The sequence below is a fragment of the Silvimonas soli genome, assembly GCF_030035605.1.
GTDB classification, from domain to species: domain Bacteria; phylum Pseudomonadota; class Gammaproteobacteria; order Burkholderiales; family Chitinibacteraceae; genus Silvimonas; species Silvimonas soli.
This window is the reverse complement of the sequence record NZ_CP106736.1, coordinates 3091964-3109086: the sequence shown is the minus strand read 5'-3', so window position 1 is coordinate 3109086 and position 17123 is coordinate 3091964. Positions and strand designations below refer to the sequence as shown.

Sequence of the window (17123 nt, the reverse complement as noted above, 5' to 3'; positions counted from 1 at the left end):
CATGGAGTAAGGCGCAGAAGACAAACCGCAAATCGCAGCCCGCCACTAGCCGGGTAAAACGGTTTCCGGTTTATCAACTGCGTTGCACCGCCCGGAATGGGCAGTTATCAACAGCCAAAAACTCGATTTCAACAAACGCAAAAGGGCAGGCGGATTACTCCGCCTGCCTTTACAAACGTCCAGAGGACGATTACTTCACCTCGGCAGTAGCGCCAGCCTCAACCAGTTTCTTCTGGATGGCTTCAGCGTCAGCCTTGGCAACGCCTTCCTTAACTGGCTTCGGTGCGCCGTCAACCAGGTCTTTAGCTTCTTTCAGGCCCAGACCAGTTACTTCACGCACAACCTTAATAACAGCAACCTTCTGAGCACCAGCGCCAGTCAGGATAACGTCAAATTCGGTCTTTTCTTCAACGGCAGCAGCAGCGCCGGCGCCAGCAGGACCAGCAACTGCAACAGCAGCAGCGGAAACGCCAAACTTTTCTTCGAACGCCTTAACCAGGTCGTTCAGTTCCATAACGGTCAAGCCAGCAACGGCTTCGAGGATATCTTCTTTGGACAATGCCATTTGGTAATACTCCTGAAATTCTTGAATTGAATCGAAATCGGGTTAAACAGCTTCTGCTTCGGCCGGAGCTTCTGCAGCAGGCGCGGAACCGCCTTGCTTTTCTGCCAGAGCAGCCAGGGCGCGGGCGAAGCCAGCAACCGGTGCTTTCATGACATACAGCAGCTTCGACAGGAGTTCTTCGCGGCTCGGGATCGATGCGAGGGCGGCAACGCCAGCAGCATCCAGTACCTGACCGTCATAAGAACCCGCCTTGACAACGATCTTGTCATCTTTCTTGGCGAAGTCGTTCAACACCTTGGCTGCAGCAACCGGGTCTTCGGAAATACCGTAAACCAGCGGGCCGACCATATGGTCAGCCAGACCGGCAAACGGTGTACCTTCAACCGCGCGGCGTGCCAGTGTGTTCTTCAGAACACGCAGATACACGCCAGACTCACGAGCCTGCTTGCGCAGGCGAGTCATGCTGGCAACCTCGATCCCGCGATACTCGGCAACGATGAGCGTTTGAGCTTTGGCAACTTCTGCCGAAATCTCAGCTACAACGGCCTTCTTGTCTTCGAGATTGAGACTCAAGGTCTACCTCCATTTGCTATGTACAGGCACGGAAAACCCCGCACCTCCAATCAAACGGCGACCAGTCCATCAGGAGCCCATCCGCGAACGGATGGAAAAACCATGATTTATTGGGACCACCGTCTGCGCAGGATAAAGACCTGTTACAGCCAGCCTTTCATTAAGCAACTTGCGTCGCACCTGCGGTCTTTGACATTCCCGACCGGACAAGCCGGTCAGGCCCAAAGTTCTTTAAGCGACGAGCGAAGCGGTATCGACGCGAACGCCAACACCCATCGTGCTCGATACAGCGATCTTCTTCAGGTAAACACCCTTGGATGCAGCAGGCTTGGCCTTTTGCAGAGCGTCAACCAGTGCAGCCAGATTCGCACGCAGATCAGCAGCTTCAAACGAAGCGCGACCGATAGTAGCGTGAACGATACCAGCCTTGTCAGTACGATATTGAACCTGACCAGCCTTGGCGTTCTTCACAGCCTCAGCAACGTTAGGTGTCACAGTGCCCACTTTCGGGTTAGGCATCAGGCCACGCGGACCGAGGATCTGACCCAGTTGACCAACGATACGCATTGCATCCGGGGAAGCAATAACGACGTCGAAGTCCATGTTGCCGGCCTTGATCGATTCAGCCAGATCTTCGAAACCAACGATCTCTGCACCAGCTGCCTTGGCGGCTTCAGCGTTTGCACCTTGCGTAAACACAGCAACGCGCACCGACTTGCCGGTGCCCTTAGGCAGAACAACCGAACCACGAACAACCTGGTCCGACTTACGTGCATCGATGCCCAGATTTACGGACACGTCGATGGATTCGTTGAACTTGGCAGTTGCAGCGCCCTTCACGAGACCGATAGCCTCATCAATTGCGTACAGCTTGTTACGATCAACACTGGCCTTCAGAGCCGCCAGACGCTTGGAAATCTTAGCCATTTACACGCCCTCCACTTCAAGACCCATGGAGCGAGCGGAACCGGCGAGAATACGCACGGCTGCATCCAGGCTACCAGCTGTCAAATCAGCTTGTTTGGTCTTGACGATTTCTTCAAGTTGAGCGCGAGTCACTTTACCAACCTTGTCGGTATGTGGCTTCGGCGAACCCTTGGTGATGCCAGCAGCTTTCTTCAGCAGAATAGTTGCGGGCGGGCTCTTCATCACGAAGGTGAAGGACTTGTCTGCAAAAGCAGTAATTACAACTGGAATCGGCAGGCCAGGCTCAATACCTTGAGTCTGTGCGTTGAACGCCTTGCAGAATTCCATAATGTTCAGACCACGCTGACCAAGAGCCGGGCCAATAGGAGGCGACGGATTGGCTTTACCAGCGGGCACTTGCAGCTTGATGTAGCCGACAATTTTCTTTGCCATGATACTTCTCCAAAATGGGTATAACGCGAATTGCTTCGCTCCCCGAAGGCGCCCTTGCGGGCACCACTACTGCAAACCGAAACGGCGATTAAACCTTTTCGACCTGCCCAAAATCCACATCAACCGGTGTAGCGCGACCAAAGATCAACACCGACACTTTCAGACGACTCTTGTCGTAATCGATGTCTTCAACGGTTGCATTGAAATCTGCAAACGGGCCATCCGTAACGCGAAGGATTTCACCCACCTCAAACAGAACCTTGGGTTTGGGCTTTTCTACACCTTCCTGCATCTGATGCAGGATGGCATCCACTTCACGCTGCGTGATCGGCGCCGGACGATTGCCGGAACCACCCACAAAACCGGTTACCTTGGGAGTAGATTTCACCAAGTGCCAAGTTTCATCGGTCATATCCATTTCCACCAGCACGTAGCCAGGGAAGAATTTACGCTCGGTGAGCGCCTTGCGCCCATCCTTGATTTCCATCACCTCTTCGACCGGAACCAGAATCTGGCCGAACATATGCTGGACACCAGCGCGCTCAATGCGCTCTTTCAGCGCTTTTTGAACACTTTTTTCAAAGCCGGAATAGGCGTGTACCACATACCAACGCATAGCCATTCAAACACCTCGCCAGCGGTTACTTACGCCCAAGAATCACGTCGTAGAACATCCACGCGAGACCTGAATCCACAGCCCACATAAACAATGCGAGCACGCCCACGAACAAAAAGACAATCCCGGTCACTTGCCAGGTTTCTTTTCGCGTGGGCCAAACCACTTTTTGCGCTTCCTTGACCGAGTCGCGGGCATAGTCCACGAAATCCCGACCAGGCTGCGAAAACCAGACAGTGGCAGCAGCAAGCAAGAGCCCCGCAATTACGGCCAAAACACGTAATGCGCCCTGATTGGCAGGCACGAGGTAAAACCCGGCCACACCGATAGCCACCAACACTACAGCAGCCGTCACTTTTATTTTATCGACGCTTTCCATGAGCCTGCTTATCTGGACTACAAAATAAAATAGAGCCGTTCCCCACTGGAAACGGCCCCAAAACTAAACCGTGGCAGGCGAGGAGGGTTTCGAACCCCCAACCCCCGGTTTTGGAGACCGGTGCTCTACCAATTGAGCTACTCGCCTACGGGGAAAGGGCGGAATTATAAACCACTCCACCCTTAATTGTGAAGCCTCTTACTCAAGAACCTTGGCAACCACACCGGCGCCAACGGTACGGCCACCTTCGCGGATCGCGAAGCGCAGGCCTTGTTCCATTGCGATCGGTGCAATCAGGGCAACAGTGATGGTCACGTTGTCACCTGGCATCACCATTTCAGTACCTTCCGGCAGGCTGATCGCGCCAGTCACGTCGGTAGTACGGAAGTAGAACTGCGGACGGTAGTTGCTGAAGAACGGGGTGTGACGACCACCTTCGTCTTTCGACAACACGTAGATTTCTGCAGTGAACTTGGTGTGCGGTGTGATCGAACCCGGCTTGGCCAGAACCTGACCACGCTGGACGTCTTCACGCTTGGTACCGCGCAGCAGCGCGCCGATGTTGTCGCCAGCCTGACCTTGATCCAGCAGCTTGCGGAACATTTCCACGCCGGTGCAGGTGGTCTTGACAGTCGGAACGATACCGACGATTTCCAGTTCTTCGCCAACCTTGATGATGCCGCGCTCAACACGACCAGTCACCACAGTACCGCGACCGGAGATCGAGAACACATCTTCCACCGGCATCAGGAACGTACCGTCAACAGCACGCTCTGGCTCAGGGATGTAGCTGTCCAGTGCATCAGCCAGACGGAAGATCGCCGGTTCGCCGATTTCAGACTGGTCGCCGTTCAGTGCCAGCATGGCGGAACCGTGGATGATCGGTGTGTCGTCGCCCGGGAAGTCATACTTCGACAGCAGGTCGCGCACTTCCATTTCAACCAGTTCCAGCAGTTCGGCATCATCAACCATGTCGCACTTGTTCAGGAACACCAGAATGTAAGGCACACCCACCTGACGGGCCAGCAGGATGTGTTCACGTGTTTGCGGCATAGGGCCGTCAGCAGCGGAACACACCAGGATCGCGCCGTCCATCTGCGCAGCACCGGTGATCATGTTCTTCACATAGTCAGCGTGGCCCGGGCAGTCAACGTGTGCGTAGTGACGCTTTTCGGTTTCGTATTCAACGTGTGCGGTGTTGATCGTGATACCGCGAGCCTTTTCTTCCGGCGCGCTGTCGATCTGGGCGTAGCCCTTGGCTTCGCCACCGAACTTGCGGGACAGGATCGTGGTGATAGCAGCCGTCAGCGTGGTCTTGCCATGGTCAACGTGACCAATCGTGCCAACGTTTACGTGCGGTTTTGTCCGCGCAAACTTTTCTTTAGCCATGATATTTCCTTCTCGAGAACCTGAAATATACCAGCGAATAAAATATGGAGCTGATGGTGAGAATTGAACTCACGACCTCTCCCTTACCAAGGGAGTGCTCTACCCCTGAGCTACATCAGCGCATCCTGGAGCGGGTGAAGGGAATCGAACCCTCGTCGTAAGCTTGGAAGGCTTCTGCTCTACCATTGAGCTACACCCGCGCTTTAACCGAATTTAAAACCAAGTAAATACGTATATATTTAAATAGTCCCAACATTCGGGAGAGCGGGTAAACACTTCACGCCGCGTAATTTGGTGGAGGGGGAAGGATTCGAACCTTCGAAGGCAGAGCCGTCAGATTTACAGTCTGATCCCTTTGACCGCTCGGGAACCCCTCCTGAATGAGGAGCGCATTATGGCTAACGCACCGAACCATGTCAAACACTTTCCCCCCAACAAATCCAACAAAGACGACACCCCATTGAAAAACATGAGATTTTTTCATTACCAACACATCGCCGAACGGCAGCCCCTCACTGCGTTCGGCGGCAGCATCGCCGAACTGTCGAGCAAAACAGCCCGGCTTCGCGCGCGTTATTCATACCAAAACTAAAATAAAAACCAGACCAAAACAGCCCGATTAATTTTTTTAGCAAAAGTGTTGACACCTAAAACCGGGTAGTGTTTAATTCGGTCCTCTCGAAGGCCAGTTAGCTCAGTTGGTAGAGCAGCGGATTGAAAATCCGCGTGTCCGTGGTTCGATTCCGCGACTGGCCACCAGATTTAAAAAGCCGATGCTTATGCGTCGGCTTTTTTCATTTTCGCCATTCAATCACGTCCAATCCCCCCATCTCACCCGGCCCTCAGATACCTACACTTTTCCGTTACGTTTTTCCACTCGAGATTCAGGCCCGCCGCCCCTCCGCGATAAGCGGATGCGTATTCATACAATGCGTATACCAGAAGCTACAACTCTCTATTTCAAATTGCCAATTTACTATCATTAAAGTCTAATTCCCTTACTCGATTCGCCAGTAATTTGCATTACGCATTTTTTGGTACTTACCAGCCAGCCAAGGCCGCTCGAGAATAACCAAGGGGATTTAAAGTGAGTAAATTACGTAACGTGCTGGCCAAGCCGGCACTGATGATGATCGGGATACCGCTACTTGCGGCAGTCCTGGCTTTGAGCGGTTGTAATGGTGCGGCGGATGGCACCAGTCTGAATGACGTTGTTGGTACCGTGACGCCAACACCCACTCCCACTCCCACTCCAGTTGCCAGCGCAACCGCTAGTAGCCTCGTTATTTCGTCGGACAAGACGACCCTGAAGAGCGGCTCTACAGATCAAGCCACTCTGACACTGACCGCGCTTGATGCCAACAATGGAGCGATGGCAGGGATTCCAATCAGCGTGAGTACAAAATCCGGCGTGTTGAGTTCCAGTACGGTAACCACTGGCTCCAACGGCACGGCCACTATCAGTTTCTCGCCTGGGCAGGACCGCACAAATCGCACCCAGGTTATCTCTTTCACTTCGGGTACAGTCAGTTCGTCCTCTGCAGTCCAGGTTGTTGGCACCAAACTTACTGCCACCACGTCCAACACCTCGATTTCCGCCACTCCACAAGAAGTTGATGTCTTGGTTACCGACGGAACAGGGGCTGTAGTACCCAATACCGTGGTCACGTTTTCATCATCCGGCTCCGGCTCTCTGGCCTTCTCTGCCCCCAGCGCAACCACAAACACAAACGGTATTGCATCCGTGAATGTTTCTTCGAAATCTGCTGGTGGTGTGACCTTTAATGCAGTCGCACTAGGCAGCACAGCCTCGCTAACATTGAATTCAGGTTCCGGCTTTCAATTTACCAGCCCCTCGACCAACCCCAGTGCGACTCAGACCAATGCCTCTGTGACGCTGACCGTGAGCGCACCGTCAGCGTCACAGGTCCAATTTGTATCGTCCAACGGCACATTGGGATCCAGCGGTCAGAACCACCTCCTTGTCGCGGTCAGCGGAGGGGTAGCAACAACTACATTCCAATCTAGCACCGCAGGCATCGCCAGCATTTCAGCCTACGACACTGCCAATCCGACAACTAGCAGCAACATCACCATTGCCGTTAGTTCTGCTGCAAACTCAGCCACCGCGATTTCCATACAAGCGCTGCCGGCTGTACTTGCTCCATCCACTGTTGGCGGTACTGTTAATACTTCGACTTTGACAGTAAAAGTAACTGACAGCGGTGGTAATGGCGTTGCAGGCGTCCCGGTTTCATTCTCCATGACCGGCATGCCCGGCGGCGGTGAAGCCGTGTCGCCGCAAGTTGTTGTGACTGGCTCCTCCCCAATGGGTGTCGCAACTGCTACGTTCACCTCTGGTACATTACCAACAACCCAAGGTTCGCCAATTCACGTCACGGCAACGGCACTCCTGCCAAATGGGTCCACCATTGCTTCTATTACGCCAGCGAATATTGTAATCGGGGGGACCTCGGCATCTGTAGCAATTGGTCAGTCGAGTGTTATCGCATCAACAACTGACAACACTGCGTATCAACTGCCGATGTCGGTCATTGTTGCCGATTCGAACGGCAATCCGATGGCGAATACTGTAGTTTCGTTGTCTGTCTGGCCAGTCGCATATTCGATTGGTGAGCCTTGCACGCTTGAGGCCACATTCGCAAACGAAGATGCCAACGAAAATCTCGTAGCCGACGCAGGTGAAATCGGCAATCTGCTTCGCCTGAATGATACAACCTTTTCGCAAGAAGGCTTGCTGACCAAGTTTGCCAGTGGCTCGACGCCGACCAGCGTGACTTCGACGGTGTTTACACCTGCACGCTCAACATTAATTCCACCAAACTCGGCAGCAGGCACCATCCCGGCAACTGTAACCACCGACGCGAATGGTCGTGCATCCTTCACGTACACATACCTGAAGTCCAATGCAATTTGGATTGTTTCACGGCTGCGCGCCAGCACCACAGTACAAGGCTCGCAAACCACGGCTCAGTCCACGTTCCGCCTGCCGGTACTGAATACAGATGTCACGACTTGCGTGCTGCCGGCATCCCCGTACAACTCTTATATTACTTTTCAGTAAAAGCATAATTAGTGAATAAAAAATGCCGCAGAAATGCGGCATTTTTTATTCCCGGCCAGCCCACCATCCAAATTTTCGCAAATCCACCCTTCCTGGTAGATTGAAAACCACCCCCTCTTCCTCCAGCAGCACTCGCTGCAGGTCATCATGCCCGTCCAGCCCGCGGGAGCTGATTTCGCCTTTGTGGTTTAACACACGATGCCACGGCACTTCCAGAATGGTCTGCGAAAGCGCGCGACCGACCATGCGGGAATGACGCGGATAGCCAGCAAGTTTCGCAATCTGCCCGTACGTGGCGACTCGTCCATATGGAATCTGGGCAACAACTGCCAGTACGGCCTGCATAATTGAGTCGGGCGCAGCTGAAACTGGCTTTTTGGGACCACGTTTGGTTGGCGCACTCAATTCAATAAGCCCCATCAAAGACTAAGTTAAGGCAAAAGAAAACGGGATGGTTGCCCGATCCCGTCTTCTATTTCAGGCTGAACCCTGCCTTCAGGTCCTAATCCGCTTACTTGCGTTCAACCTGCGATACATCGCGCACCGCGCCGGTATCGGCACTGGTGGTCATCGCCGCATAGGCTCGCAGTGCCGCGCTGACAAAACGTTCTCGTCCGACTGGCTTCCACGCATCCTTGCCCTTCGCTTCCATTTTGGCGCGGCGATGGGCCAGTTCTTCGTCGCTGACACGCAGCTGGATGGTACGGTTGGGGATATCGATGTCGATGGTATCGCCTTCCAGTACCAGACCAATCGCGCCGCCTTCTGCCGCTTCTGGTGAGCAGTGACCGATTGACAGGCCCGAGGTACCGCCAGAGAAGCGGCCGTCAGTCAGCAAGGCGCAGGCTTTGCCCAGACCCTTGGATTTGAGATACGAGGTTGGGTAGAGCATTTCCTGCATGCCCGGGCCGCCCTTGGGGCCTTCGTAGGTGATGACAACCACGTCGCCCGCCACAACCTGATCTGCGAGGATGGCTTCAACCGCTTCGTCCTGGCTCAGGAACACGCGCGCACGCCCTGAGAACTTGAGGATGGAGTCATCCACACCCGCGGTTTTAACGATGCAACCACGCTCGGCGATATTGCCGTACAACACAGCAAGGCCGCCATCCTGGCTGTAGGCGTTTTCTTTGCTGCGGATACAGCCACCGGCGCGGTCATCATCCAGGCTTGGGTAGCGCATGGATTGCGAGAACGCGATGGTCGTCGGGATGCCACCCGGTGCCGCACGGTAGAAATGATGTGCCACGCTATCCGCAGCAGCACCGACGATGTCCCACTTGGCCATGGCTTCGGCCATCGTAGCCGAGTGCACGGTCGGGATGTCGCGGTTGATCAGGCCCGCGCGATCAAGCTCGGCCAGAATGGCCATCACGCCGCCAGCACGATGCACGTCTTCCATGTGGTACTTCTGCGAGGCCGGAGCCACCTTGGCCAGGCACGGTACACGGCGGCTGATCTGGTCGATTTGTGCCATTTTGAAATCAATGCCGGCTTCGTTGGCCGCAGCCAGCAAATGCAGCACGGTATTGGTGGAGCCGCCCATGGCGACATCCAGGCTCATGGCATTTTCAAAGGCAGCCACGGTGGCGATATTGCGCGGCAGCACAGACTCATCATCTTGCTCGTAGTAGCGACGAGCCAGTTCAACCACGGTACGGCCAGCCTGCAAGAACAGTTGCTTACGGTCCGCGTGGGTAGCCAGCAGCGAGCCATTGCCCGGCAGCGACAAACCCAGCGCTTCAGTCAGGCAGTTCATGGAGTTGGCGGTGAACATGCCGGAGCAAGAGCCACAGGTTGGGCAGGCAGAGCGCTCCATTGCGGCAACTTCTGCATCCGTCACATTCGGGTTGGCAGCTTCGATCATGGCGTCGATCAAATCCACATGGCGCTCTTCACCGCGCCAATCTACCTTGCCGGCTTCCATCGGGCCGCCGGAGATGAAGACCACCGGAATATTGAGCCGCAATGCGGCCATCAACATACCCGGGGTGATTTTGTCGCAGTTGGAGATGCACACCAGCGCGTCGGCGCAGTGGGCGTTCACCATATATTCCACCGAGTCGGCGATCAGATCGCGGCTGGGCAGGCTGTACAGCATGCCGCCGTGGCCCATGGCGATACCGTCATCCACGGCGATGGTGTTGAATTCTTTGGCAATCCCACCGGCTTTTTCAATCTCGCGGGCAACCAGTTGGCCGAGGTTATGCAAATGCACGTGGCCTGGAACAAACTGGGTGAACGAGTTGGCGATGGCGATGATCGGCTTGCCGAAATCGTCGTCCTTCATACCGGTGGCGCGCCACAGCGCGCGGGCTCCGGCCATGTTGCGACCGTGGGTGGAAGTGCGGGAACGATAGGCTGGCATAAGACGGGTCCTTGAAACCGGATTGGCATCGACTGCATCAAATATGCAGCTGAAGCCGTAGTTTAAACGAGTGATCGATCAATGCGACGAGCAACAACGGGACCCCGGTCAGGTAGCTGCAGCTCGATAAATTAAACATGCTCAAACAGGCTCGTGGCGCATTTGGGCAAAAAGGCGTTGCTGTATAATGCCCGATTTTATCCAAAAGCCTGCCCCACATGCTAATTCACCCGCATTTCAACCCGATCGCCCTGCAAGCAGGACCGATTGCGATCCACTGGTACGGGTTGATGTACCTGCTCGGCTTCTTGCTGTTTTTGTTGCTCGGGCGCCGCCGTATCAAGCTGGGACGCCCCGCCGGCTGGCAATTGAGCGAACTGGACGACCTGCTGTTCTATGGCGTACTCGGGGTGATTCTGGGCGGGCGTCTCGGGTACGTATTGTTCTACAAGCCGGATTTTTATTTCAGCCATCCGTTCGATATCGTCAAAGTCTGGGAAGGCGGCATGTCCTTTCATGGCGGCTTTATCGGTGTTCTGGTGGCAGTCTGGTTCTTTGCGCACAAAACCGGACGACGTTTCTTTGCCGTGACCGACTTTATTGCGCCGCTGGTCCCGCTCGGTTTGTTCTTCGGCCGGATGGGTAACTTTATCAATGGCGAGCTGTGGGGCCGCGTTACCGCACCAACGCTGCCTTGGGCGATGGGTTTTCCCAGTGCCGCCAGCGCCGATAACGCCGCTGCGTTGCGCGATCCCCAGCTGCAGCAATGGCTGGTCCAATACGGTATGTTGCCGCGTCATCCGTCCCAACTGTATGAAATGCTGACCGAAGGTCTGCTGCTGTTTGTGGTGCTGTATGGCTACTCGTCAAAACCACGCAAGGTAGGACAGATTTCCGGGCTGTTCATGTTTGGTTATGGTCTGTGCCGCTTCTGTGTCGAATATACGCGCGAGCCAGATGACTTCCTCGGCTTGCTGGCCATGCACTTGTCGATGGGCCAGTGGTTGTCTATTCCGATGATCTTGCTTGGCCTGCATCTGTTCTGGTGGTCCTCCCGCGGGCAAAGCAAGCAGCACTAAGTTTTGGCAAACATCGCTAACAGAAAAAAAACGGCACTGACTCCATTCAGTGCCGTTTTTTTATTACCCCTAACACTTCGCATTTTCGGGTGCTGTGCTAACGTCAGTGCTAACCGATTGATCCACAGGCGAGACCAACAATGACCGAAACAATGATCGCAGACGGCAATATCTGGTGGTGGTTGCTCGCCTTTGGTTTGATGATTACCGGCCTGATTGGCACGGTGTTCCCGCTCTTGCCGGGCACACCGTTCCTGTTTTTCGGCATGCTGATTGCCGCATGGATCACCGCATTTACTCGCGTCGGCTATATCACGCTGGGAATACTGTTTGCGCTGGTATTGCTTTCGGCGGCGCTGGACTGGATGGCCGGGGCTTTGGGAGCGAAAAAAGCCGGAGCAAGCAAACTGGCGGTATCGGGCGCCATATTGGGCTCGCTGGCGGGGATGTTCGCCGGCATTCCGGGATTGATTCTTGGCCCGTTTATTGGTGCGGCGTTAGGTGAACTCTATGCGCGGCGTGATCTGGTACAGGCGGGCAAAGCCGGTGTTGCTACCTGGCTGGGATTATTGCTGGGAGCAATTGCCAAGGTGGGCATTGCGCTGATGATGATCGGCATCTTCGCTTCGGTCTGGTTGTTTAACCGCTAACCCGGCGCGCAGCTGGCGCCGGGCCGAGCCCGCAATACCGGTTAGAACCAGCGCCGATATTTAAAGAATCCAGTCAGCGCCAGCGCAATGGCGAGCATCACGCCAATCAGCACAAAGTAGCCATTGTGCGTATGCAGTTCCGGCATATTCTCGAAATTCATGCCGTAGATCCCGGCCAGCAAAGACAACGGCATGAAGATGGTGGTGATCACCGTCAGCACCCGCATTTGCAGATTCATGCGATGCGACTGCAAAGACAGATAGGTATCTTGCAAGCTGCCGACCAGATCGCGCAGCGCTTCAACGCTTTCGATCAATTGCACGGTGTGGTCGTACACATCACGCAGATAGAGCTGGGTTTCATTGCGGAAAAAATCCGGCTCGTCGCGCTGCAGCGTGTTGATCATCTCCCGCAATGGCCACAGTCCACGTTTTACCGCCAGCAAAGACCGCCGCAGGCTCTGGATTTCCCCAAGATGATCTGGTCCGGGACCATCTTCAAAACTGTCTTCAACAGCTTCGATGCGCTCACCCACTGCTTCGAGCACGGTGAAATACCGGTCAACCAGTTTGTCCAGCAACGAGTACACCAGATAATCTGCGCCCAACCGTCGCAGTTGCGATTGCTCGTTCTGCAGTGCTTCCCGTATGCCTTTGAACGAGCCGGTTGGCCTCTCCTGGAAAGTCAGCACGTAATGCGGGCCCAAGACGATCGAGATTTGCTCGCTCTCGATATTGGCCGTTTCATCGGCATGCACCAGCCGAGCAGTGATGAACAAATAACCCTGGTAAACCTCGACCTTGGCACGCTGCTCGGTGTTCAGGATGTCTTCCTGCACCAGCGGGTGCAAGCCGAAATGGCGACCAATTGTTTTGACGAACTCAGTATTGGCCAGACCATGCACGTTGATCCAGATGGTGTGGCCTTCACGCGGCGCGGGCAGATGGCATTGCACGTCAACAAGCGCGGATTCGTGCAGATCGTCCGGCTCCGGGCCGAACTCGGTCAGCGTCGCCAGCGTCGGCTGAGTCAGTTCCTTGCCCACGTACAGCAGCGTACCTGGCTGCAAACCAGCTTTATCGGCGCGGGGATGTTGTCTTATACGTTGTGTTCGACGATTGCCAGCTCGTGCCCTACGGTTTGCCATGCGTGTGTTTCCTCGATCAATGCGTGCCGGGTGAGCGGCCGTGCGGCCAGCCAGCCCGACTCAAAACTCAGGGTATAGCGCTTGCCATTGGTGCTTAAGCGGCAATCCGGGCCCACATCATCGTTGCGGGCGCGGTGCACGATACACGCCAGCCGCAGCGCCAGCACGGCTTGCCAGAGCGCTTCGCCCGATGGCTTGCCGGCTTTTTCCAGTTTGCCGCGCTGGGCCAGCGCCAGCGACGCCAGTTGCGCTTGTTCACGCCGCGAGAATCCTGGCATATCGGAATGCTGCAGGATGTAGGCGGAATGCTTGTGATAACTGGTATGCGAAATCGCCCGGCCCACTTCGTGCAACATGGCTGCGTAATATACATCCAGTGCCAGCGCTTCGTTCACCTGCGGCAAATCTGCGGCCAGACTTTGCGCCAATGCGGCCACTCGCTGCGCCTGCGCTGCATCGGTGTGATAACGTCGTAAAAATCCGGTCACTGTTTGCGAACGCACGTCATGCTGGCCGTGGCGACCCAGCAGGTCATACAGCACGCCATCGCGCAGCGCGCCTTGGGTAATCTGCATGCGCTCAATGGCCAGCAAATCGAATACCGCAGCCATGATGGCAAAACCGCCTGCCAGCACCGGACGGCGATCATCGCGCAAGCCATTCAGTTTGACCTTATCTACGTGCCCGGCCTCAAGCAGAATGTGGCGAATTTTGCTCAGCCCGCCACGGGTAATGCCACCGCTGGCGATATCGTTCAGTTCCATCACGTCGGCCAGCGAACGCGCAGTGCCAGAGGTACCGATCGCCATATCCCAGTGGCGCGAGTGGAACTCTTGCTCCAGTGGCTGGATGACCTCACCCGCCGCAATCTCGGCGGCAGCAAGGCGGTCTGGCGTGATGACGCCATCCGGAAAAAACCGCAAGCTCCAGGACACACAGCCCATCAGCGTACTTTCGGTAATCAGCGGCGCATGCTGGCGGCCAACGATGAACTCGGTGGAGCCACCGCCGATATCCACCACCAGGCGTTTTTCTCGCGAGGACGGCAGGCTGTGTGATGCACCCAGATAAATCAACCGTGCTTCTTCGCGGCCCCCGATGATTTCGATGGGAAAACCCAGCGCTGCTTCGGCCAGCGGCAAAAACTCCTGGCCGTTCTTGGCAACCCGGAAAGTATTGGTCGCCACCGCCCGCACTTGTTCCGGGCGCATGCCACGCAGACGCTCACCAAACCGCGCCAACGCCGCCAGCGCTTGTTGCTGGGCTTGGGGCGTCAGGTAATTGCGCGCATCCAGCCCGGCGCCAAGGCGCACGGTTTCCTTGAAGGTATCCAGCGGCACTACCGTGTTTTCCAGCGAGCGCGCCACCTGCAAGCGAAAACTGTTGGAGCCCAGATCAACTGCGGCGATCAGATCATCGTCAAACATGTGTTTTCCAACTCCGGAAAGGCTGCGTACTCAGAATAGTGGGGTATCGGCCAGATGCGTAAGCAACATAGCGAACCCGCCGGGCGCTGGCAATCGCCGAAATGCACAATGGATAGTCAGGGATATCTGGCAGGCAAGAAAAAAGCGGCCCGAAAGCCGCTTTTTCTGTCTCACCAACCCGAAGGGCCGGCCAGAGATTATTCGCCGTCGCGAGGTGCCAATACCAGACGCTCGACTTCTTCTTGCGATTTGTGGCGGATATCCTGGCCTTTGACCAGGAACACCACTTGCTCGGCCACGTTCACCGCCAGATCGCCAATGCGCTCAATCGCCTTGGCAATCCACAGGATATCCAGGGTCAGCGAAATGGTGCGCGGGTCTTCCATCATCAGCGTAATCAGCTGACGTTGCAGGCCGCGGTATTCTTCATCCAGGCGGTTGTCATCGCGAATGACCTGCGTGGCTTGGATGGCGTCCAGGCGAGCGAAGGCATCCAGCGCCTTGGACAACATATCCAGCGCGTCTTCAGCAATGTGGTTCAGTTCGTTGAAACGTGGTACTTGCAGACGACCACTGTCGTAGATGTTTTTGGCGCGCTGGCAAATGCGTGAGGCTTTGTCGCCAATGCGCTCCAGATCTTCTACCGACTTGATCACGGTCATGACCATGCGCAGGTCACCGGCAGCCGGTTGGCGACGGGCGATCATGTGGATACACATGTCGTCCAGTTGCACGTGCATGGCGTTAACGCGCTCTTCTTGCTCGAGCACCTTGTTTACGATGACCAGATCACCCGTGGCCAGTGCTTCCATTGCAAGACGAACCTGCTCTTCCACCAGGCCAGCCATGCCCAGTACGTTGGAGCGGATTGCTTCCAGTTCAGTATCGAATTGCTTTGAAATGTGTTCGGCCATTTAGCCCATCTCCGACAGCGTGCGGTTTATTAAGCCCGGTAACATAACACGCCTTTGTTACCAATATGTTGCAAGTCACCCGCACAAGAAACAATGGCGGTTGCGAGTGCCAGTAAGCGCCGCAGGCCGCCATCGCTCGCACGGTTATTTATAGGTCTGCACACCCGTAGCCGTGCCCAGCAACAGTACATCGGCACGACGTACTGCAAACAGGCCGTTGGTGACCACGCCGACGATCTGGTTCAGCTGGGTTTCCAGTTTGGTTGGCTCGCCAATCTGCCAGCCATGTACATCCAGAATGATGTTGCCATTGTCGGTGACCACGCCTTCGCGATAAGACGGATGCCCGCCCAGCTTGACGATCTCTCGTGCCACGTAAGAACGCGCCATCGGGATCACCTCCACCGGCAGCGGGAACTTGCCCAAAACGGTGACATATTTGCTTTCGTCGGCGATACAGATGAATTTCTCCGCCACCGCCGAAACAATCTTCTCGCGGGTTAGCGCTGCACCACCGCCTTTGATCATCTGCAGTTGATGGTTGATCTCGTCTGCGCCATCTACATACACCGGCAGTTTGTCGATGCTGTTCAGATCAAACACTTCAATGCCCAAGCCCTTGAGCCGTTGCACGCTGGCTTCGGACGAAGACACCGCGCCCTTGATACGGCCCTTGATGCTGCCCAGTGCGTCAATAAAGTAATTGGCTGTCGAGCCGGTACCCACACCCACAATGCAATCGTCCGGAATGTATTGCAGCGCGGCGCGCCCTACGGCTTCTTTCAGTTCGTTTTGCGTCATGGTGTGTTCCTCTGTGTATCAAAATCGAATATCTGGAATATGAGATCAGAAACAGGATGCGGGCGCGGTGAGCACGCCCAAGCCGTAATTGTAGCAGGCCGCCCGCATGCGACGCCGGGTCAGTGCAGGGTGGATAACCAGGTGCGAATGCCGGCCAGCAGCATTTCGACCGCAATGGCGGTGAGGATCAGCCCCATCAACCGTTCAAACGCCTGCGTCAGGCGCTCGCCCAGCCAGTAGCTGATGCGCTCGGAAAACAACAAGGTCAGCCCGCACACCAGCATGGTCAGCGCCAGCGCGCCTGCCCATTCCCAGATACGGTCCGGGTCGTGTGAAACCAGCAGCAGCACGGTGGCCAAGGCCGATGGGCCAGCCAGCAACGGCACCGCCAGCGGCACGATAAAGGGCTCGCCGTTCAGATCGTTATCGCCGAAAACCCCTTCCGGCTTGGGGAAAACCATGCGCAGCGCGATCAGAAACAGAATGATGCCTCCGGCAATACCCAGCGAGGTTTCGGACAAATGCATGACCCGCAAAAACGCCTGCCCGAACACCATGAATGCCAGCAGGATCAGGAACGCGATCAGCGTCTCCCGCACGATCACTTTGACGCGACGCTCACGCGGCACGGTCTTGAGCAGCGAGACGAATAGCGGCAAACCACCCAGTGGATCGGTTACCAGCAACAACAGCACAAGGGCCGAAAGAAATGTATGTGTCATAACCACGATTCTCGCACAGGGGCAGGCGTTCTCGTTTGACATAACTCG

At 55.7% G+C, this 17123-nt stretch carries 18 protein-coding genes and 5 tRNA genes; 5 read left to right on the top strand and 18 right to left on the bottom strand.

Going from position 1 to position 17123, the window contains the following annotated elements:
- Positions 1–190: 190 nt before the first annotated feature.
- From rplL to N7220_RS14240, 11 genes are all read right to left on the bottom strand, one after another.
- On the bottom strand, positions 191–565 hold the full coding sequence (rplL, locus tag N7220_RS14290) for a 50S ribosomal protein L7/L12 (RefSeq protein WP_283148197.1): 375 nt from the start codon (positions 563–565) through the stop codon (positions 191–193).
- 42 nt (positions 566–607) lie between these two features.
- Positions 608–1138: a 50S ribosomal protein L10 gene (gene rplJ, locus N7220_RS14285; RefSeq protein ID WP_283148196.1), complete on the bottom strand. Its 531-nt coding sequence runs from the start codon at positions 1136–1138 to the stop codon at positions 608–610.
- A gap of 231 nt (positions 1139–1369) precedes the next feature.
- The gene (rplA, locus tag N7220_RS14280) at positions 1370–2065 is read right to left on the bottom strand and encodes a 50S ribosomal protein L1 (RefSeq protein ID WP_283148195.1); all 696 of its coding nucleotides are present in this window, start codon (positions 2063–2065) and stop codon (positions 1370–1372) included.
- A complete protein-coding gene (rplK, locus tag N7220_RS14275; RefSeq protein ID WP_283148194.1) occupies positions 2066–2497 on the bottom strand; it encodes a 50S ribosomal protein L11 in 432 nt (143 codons plus the stop codon). It lies immediately after the preceding gene.
- A gap of 88 nt (positions 2498–2585) precedes the next feature.
- A complete protein-coding gene (nusG, locus tag N7220_RS14270; RefSeq protein ID WP_283148193.1) occupies positions 2586–3119 on the bottom strand; it encodes a transcription termination/antitermination protein NusG in 534 nt (177 codons plus the stop codon).
- Between the two features lie 19 nt (positions 3120–3138).
- Positions 3139–3504 carry a preprotein translocase subunit SecE gene (secE, locus tag N7220_RS14265; RefSeq protein ID WP_283151448.1) on the bottom strand — a complete coding sequence of 122 codons (366 nt, stop codon included), beginning with the start codon at positions 3502–3504 and terminating at the stop codon, positions 3139–3141.
- A 59-nt stretch (positions 3505–3563) separates the two neighbouring features.
- Positions 3564–3639, bottom strand: a tRNA-Trp gene (locus N7220_RS14260).
- A gap of 51 nt (positions 3640–3690) precedes the next feature.
- Positions 3691–4881, bottom strand: a complete 1191-nt coding sequence (gene tuf, locus N7220_RS14255; RefSeq protein WP_283148192.1) for an elongation factor Tu — start codon at positions 4879–4881, stop codon at positions 3691–3693.
- Positions 4882–4926: 45 nt separating this feature from the next.
- Positions 4927–5001 (bottom strand) — tRNA-Thr (locus N7220_RS14250).
- A 6-nt stretch (positions 5002–5007) separates the two neighbouring features.
- A tRNA-Gly gene (locus tag N7220_RS14245) sits at positions 5008–5081 on the bottom strand.
- Positions 5082–5173: 92 nt separating this feature from the next.
- Positions 5174–5258, bottom strand: a tRNA-Tyr gene (locus N7220_RS14240).
- Positions 5259–5275: 17 nt separating this feature from the next.
- On the opposite strand from N7220_RS14240, the gene N7220_RS14235 reads away from it, so the two are divergent.
- The 3 genes from N7220_RS14235 (at position 5276) to N7220_RS14225 (ending at position 7966) form a co-directional block, all read left to right on the top strand.
- Entirely contained in the window at positions 5276–5473 is a 198-nt protein-coding gene (locus N7220_RS14235) for a hypothetical protein (protein ID WP_283148191.1), read from the top strand.
- Positions 5474–5564: 91 nt separating this feature from the next.
- Positions 5565–5640, top strand: a tRNA-Phe gene (locus N7220_RS14230).
- Between the two features lie 328 nt (positions 5641–5968).
- Entirely contained in the window at positions 5969–7966 is a 1998-nt protein-coding gene (locus N7220_RS14225; RefSeq protein WP_283148190.1) for a beta strand repeat-containing protein, read from the top strand.
- A gap of 45 nt (positions 7967–8011) precedes the next feature.
- Here the strand turns inward: N7220_RS14225 and N7220_RS14220 are convergent, their stop codons facing one another.
- Both N7220_RS14220 and ilvD read right to left on the bottom strand, forming a co-directional pair.
- Entirely contained in the window at positions 8012–8386 is a 375-nt protein-coding gene (locus N7220_RS14220) for an MGMT family protein (RefSeq protein ID WP_283148189.1), read from the bottom strand.
- A gap of 91 nt (positions 8387–8477) precedes the next feature.
- On the bottom strand, positions 8478–10334 hold the full coding sequence (gene ilvD, locus N7220_RS14215) for a dihydroxy-acid dehydratase (protein ID WP_283148188.1): 1857 nt from the start codon (positions 10332–10334) through the stop codon (positions 8478–8480).
- A 218-nt stretch (positions 10335–10552) separates the two neighbouring features.
- On the opposite strand from ilvD, the gene lgt reads away from it, so the two are divergent.
- Positions 10553–11413: a prolipoprotein diacylglyceryl transferase gene (lgt, locus tag N7220_RS14210; protein ID WP_283148187.1), complete on the top strand. Its 861-nt coding sequence runs from the start codon at positions 10553–10555 to the stop codon at positions 11411–11413.
- Between the two features lie 140 nt (positions 11414–11553).
- Positions 11554–12063 carry a DUF456 domain-containing protein gene (locus N7220_RS14205; protein WP_283148186.1) on the top strand — a complete coding sequence of 170 codons (510 nt, stop codon included), beginning with the start codon at positions 11554–11556 and terminating at the stop codon, positions 12061–12063.
- A gap of 41 nt (positions 12064–12104) precedes the next feature.
- On the opposite strand, the gene corA is transcribed toward N7220_RS14205, so the two are convergent.
- From corA to N7220_RS14180, 5 genes are all read right to left on the bottom strand, one after another.
- Positions 12105–13211: a magnesium/cobalt transporter CorA gene (gene corA, locus N7220_RS14200; protein WP_283148185.1), complete on the bottom strand. Its 1107-nt coding sequence runs from the start codon at positions 13209–13211 to the stop codon at positions 12105–12107.
- Positions 13163–14638: an exopolyphosphatase gene (gene ppx / locus N7220_RS14195; RefSeq protein WP_283148184.1), complete on the bottom strand. Its 1476-nt coding sequence runs from the start codon at positions 14636–14638 to the stop codon at positions 13163–13165. The genes corA and ppx overlap by 49 nt, the downstream gene beginning before the upstream one ends.
- Before the next feature lie 197 nt (positions 14639–14835).
- Entirely contained in the window at positions 14836–15552 is a 717-nt protein-coding gene (gene phoU, locus N7220_RS14190) for a phosphate signaling complex protein PhoU (RefSeq protein WP_283148183.1), read from the bottom strand.
- Positions 15553–15696: 144 nt separating this feature from the next.
- A complete protein-coding gene (gene rpiA, locus N7220_RS14185) occupies positions 15697–16353 on the bottom strand; it encodes a ribose-5-phosphate isomerase RpiA (protein ID WP_283148182.1) in 657 nt (218 codons plus the stop codon).
- Positions 16354–16472: 119 nt separating this feature from the next.
- Positions 16473–17075 carry a MarC family protein gene (locus N7220_RS14180; protein ID WP_283148181.1) on the bottom strand — a complete coding sequence of 201 codons (603 nt, stop codon included), beginning with the start codon at positions 17073–17075 and terminating at the stop codon, positions 16473–16475.
- Positions 17076–17123: the final 48 nt, after the last annotated feature.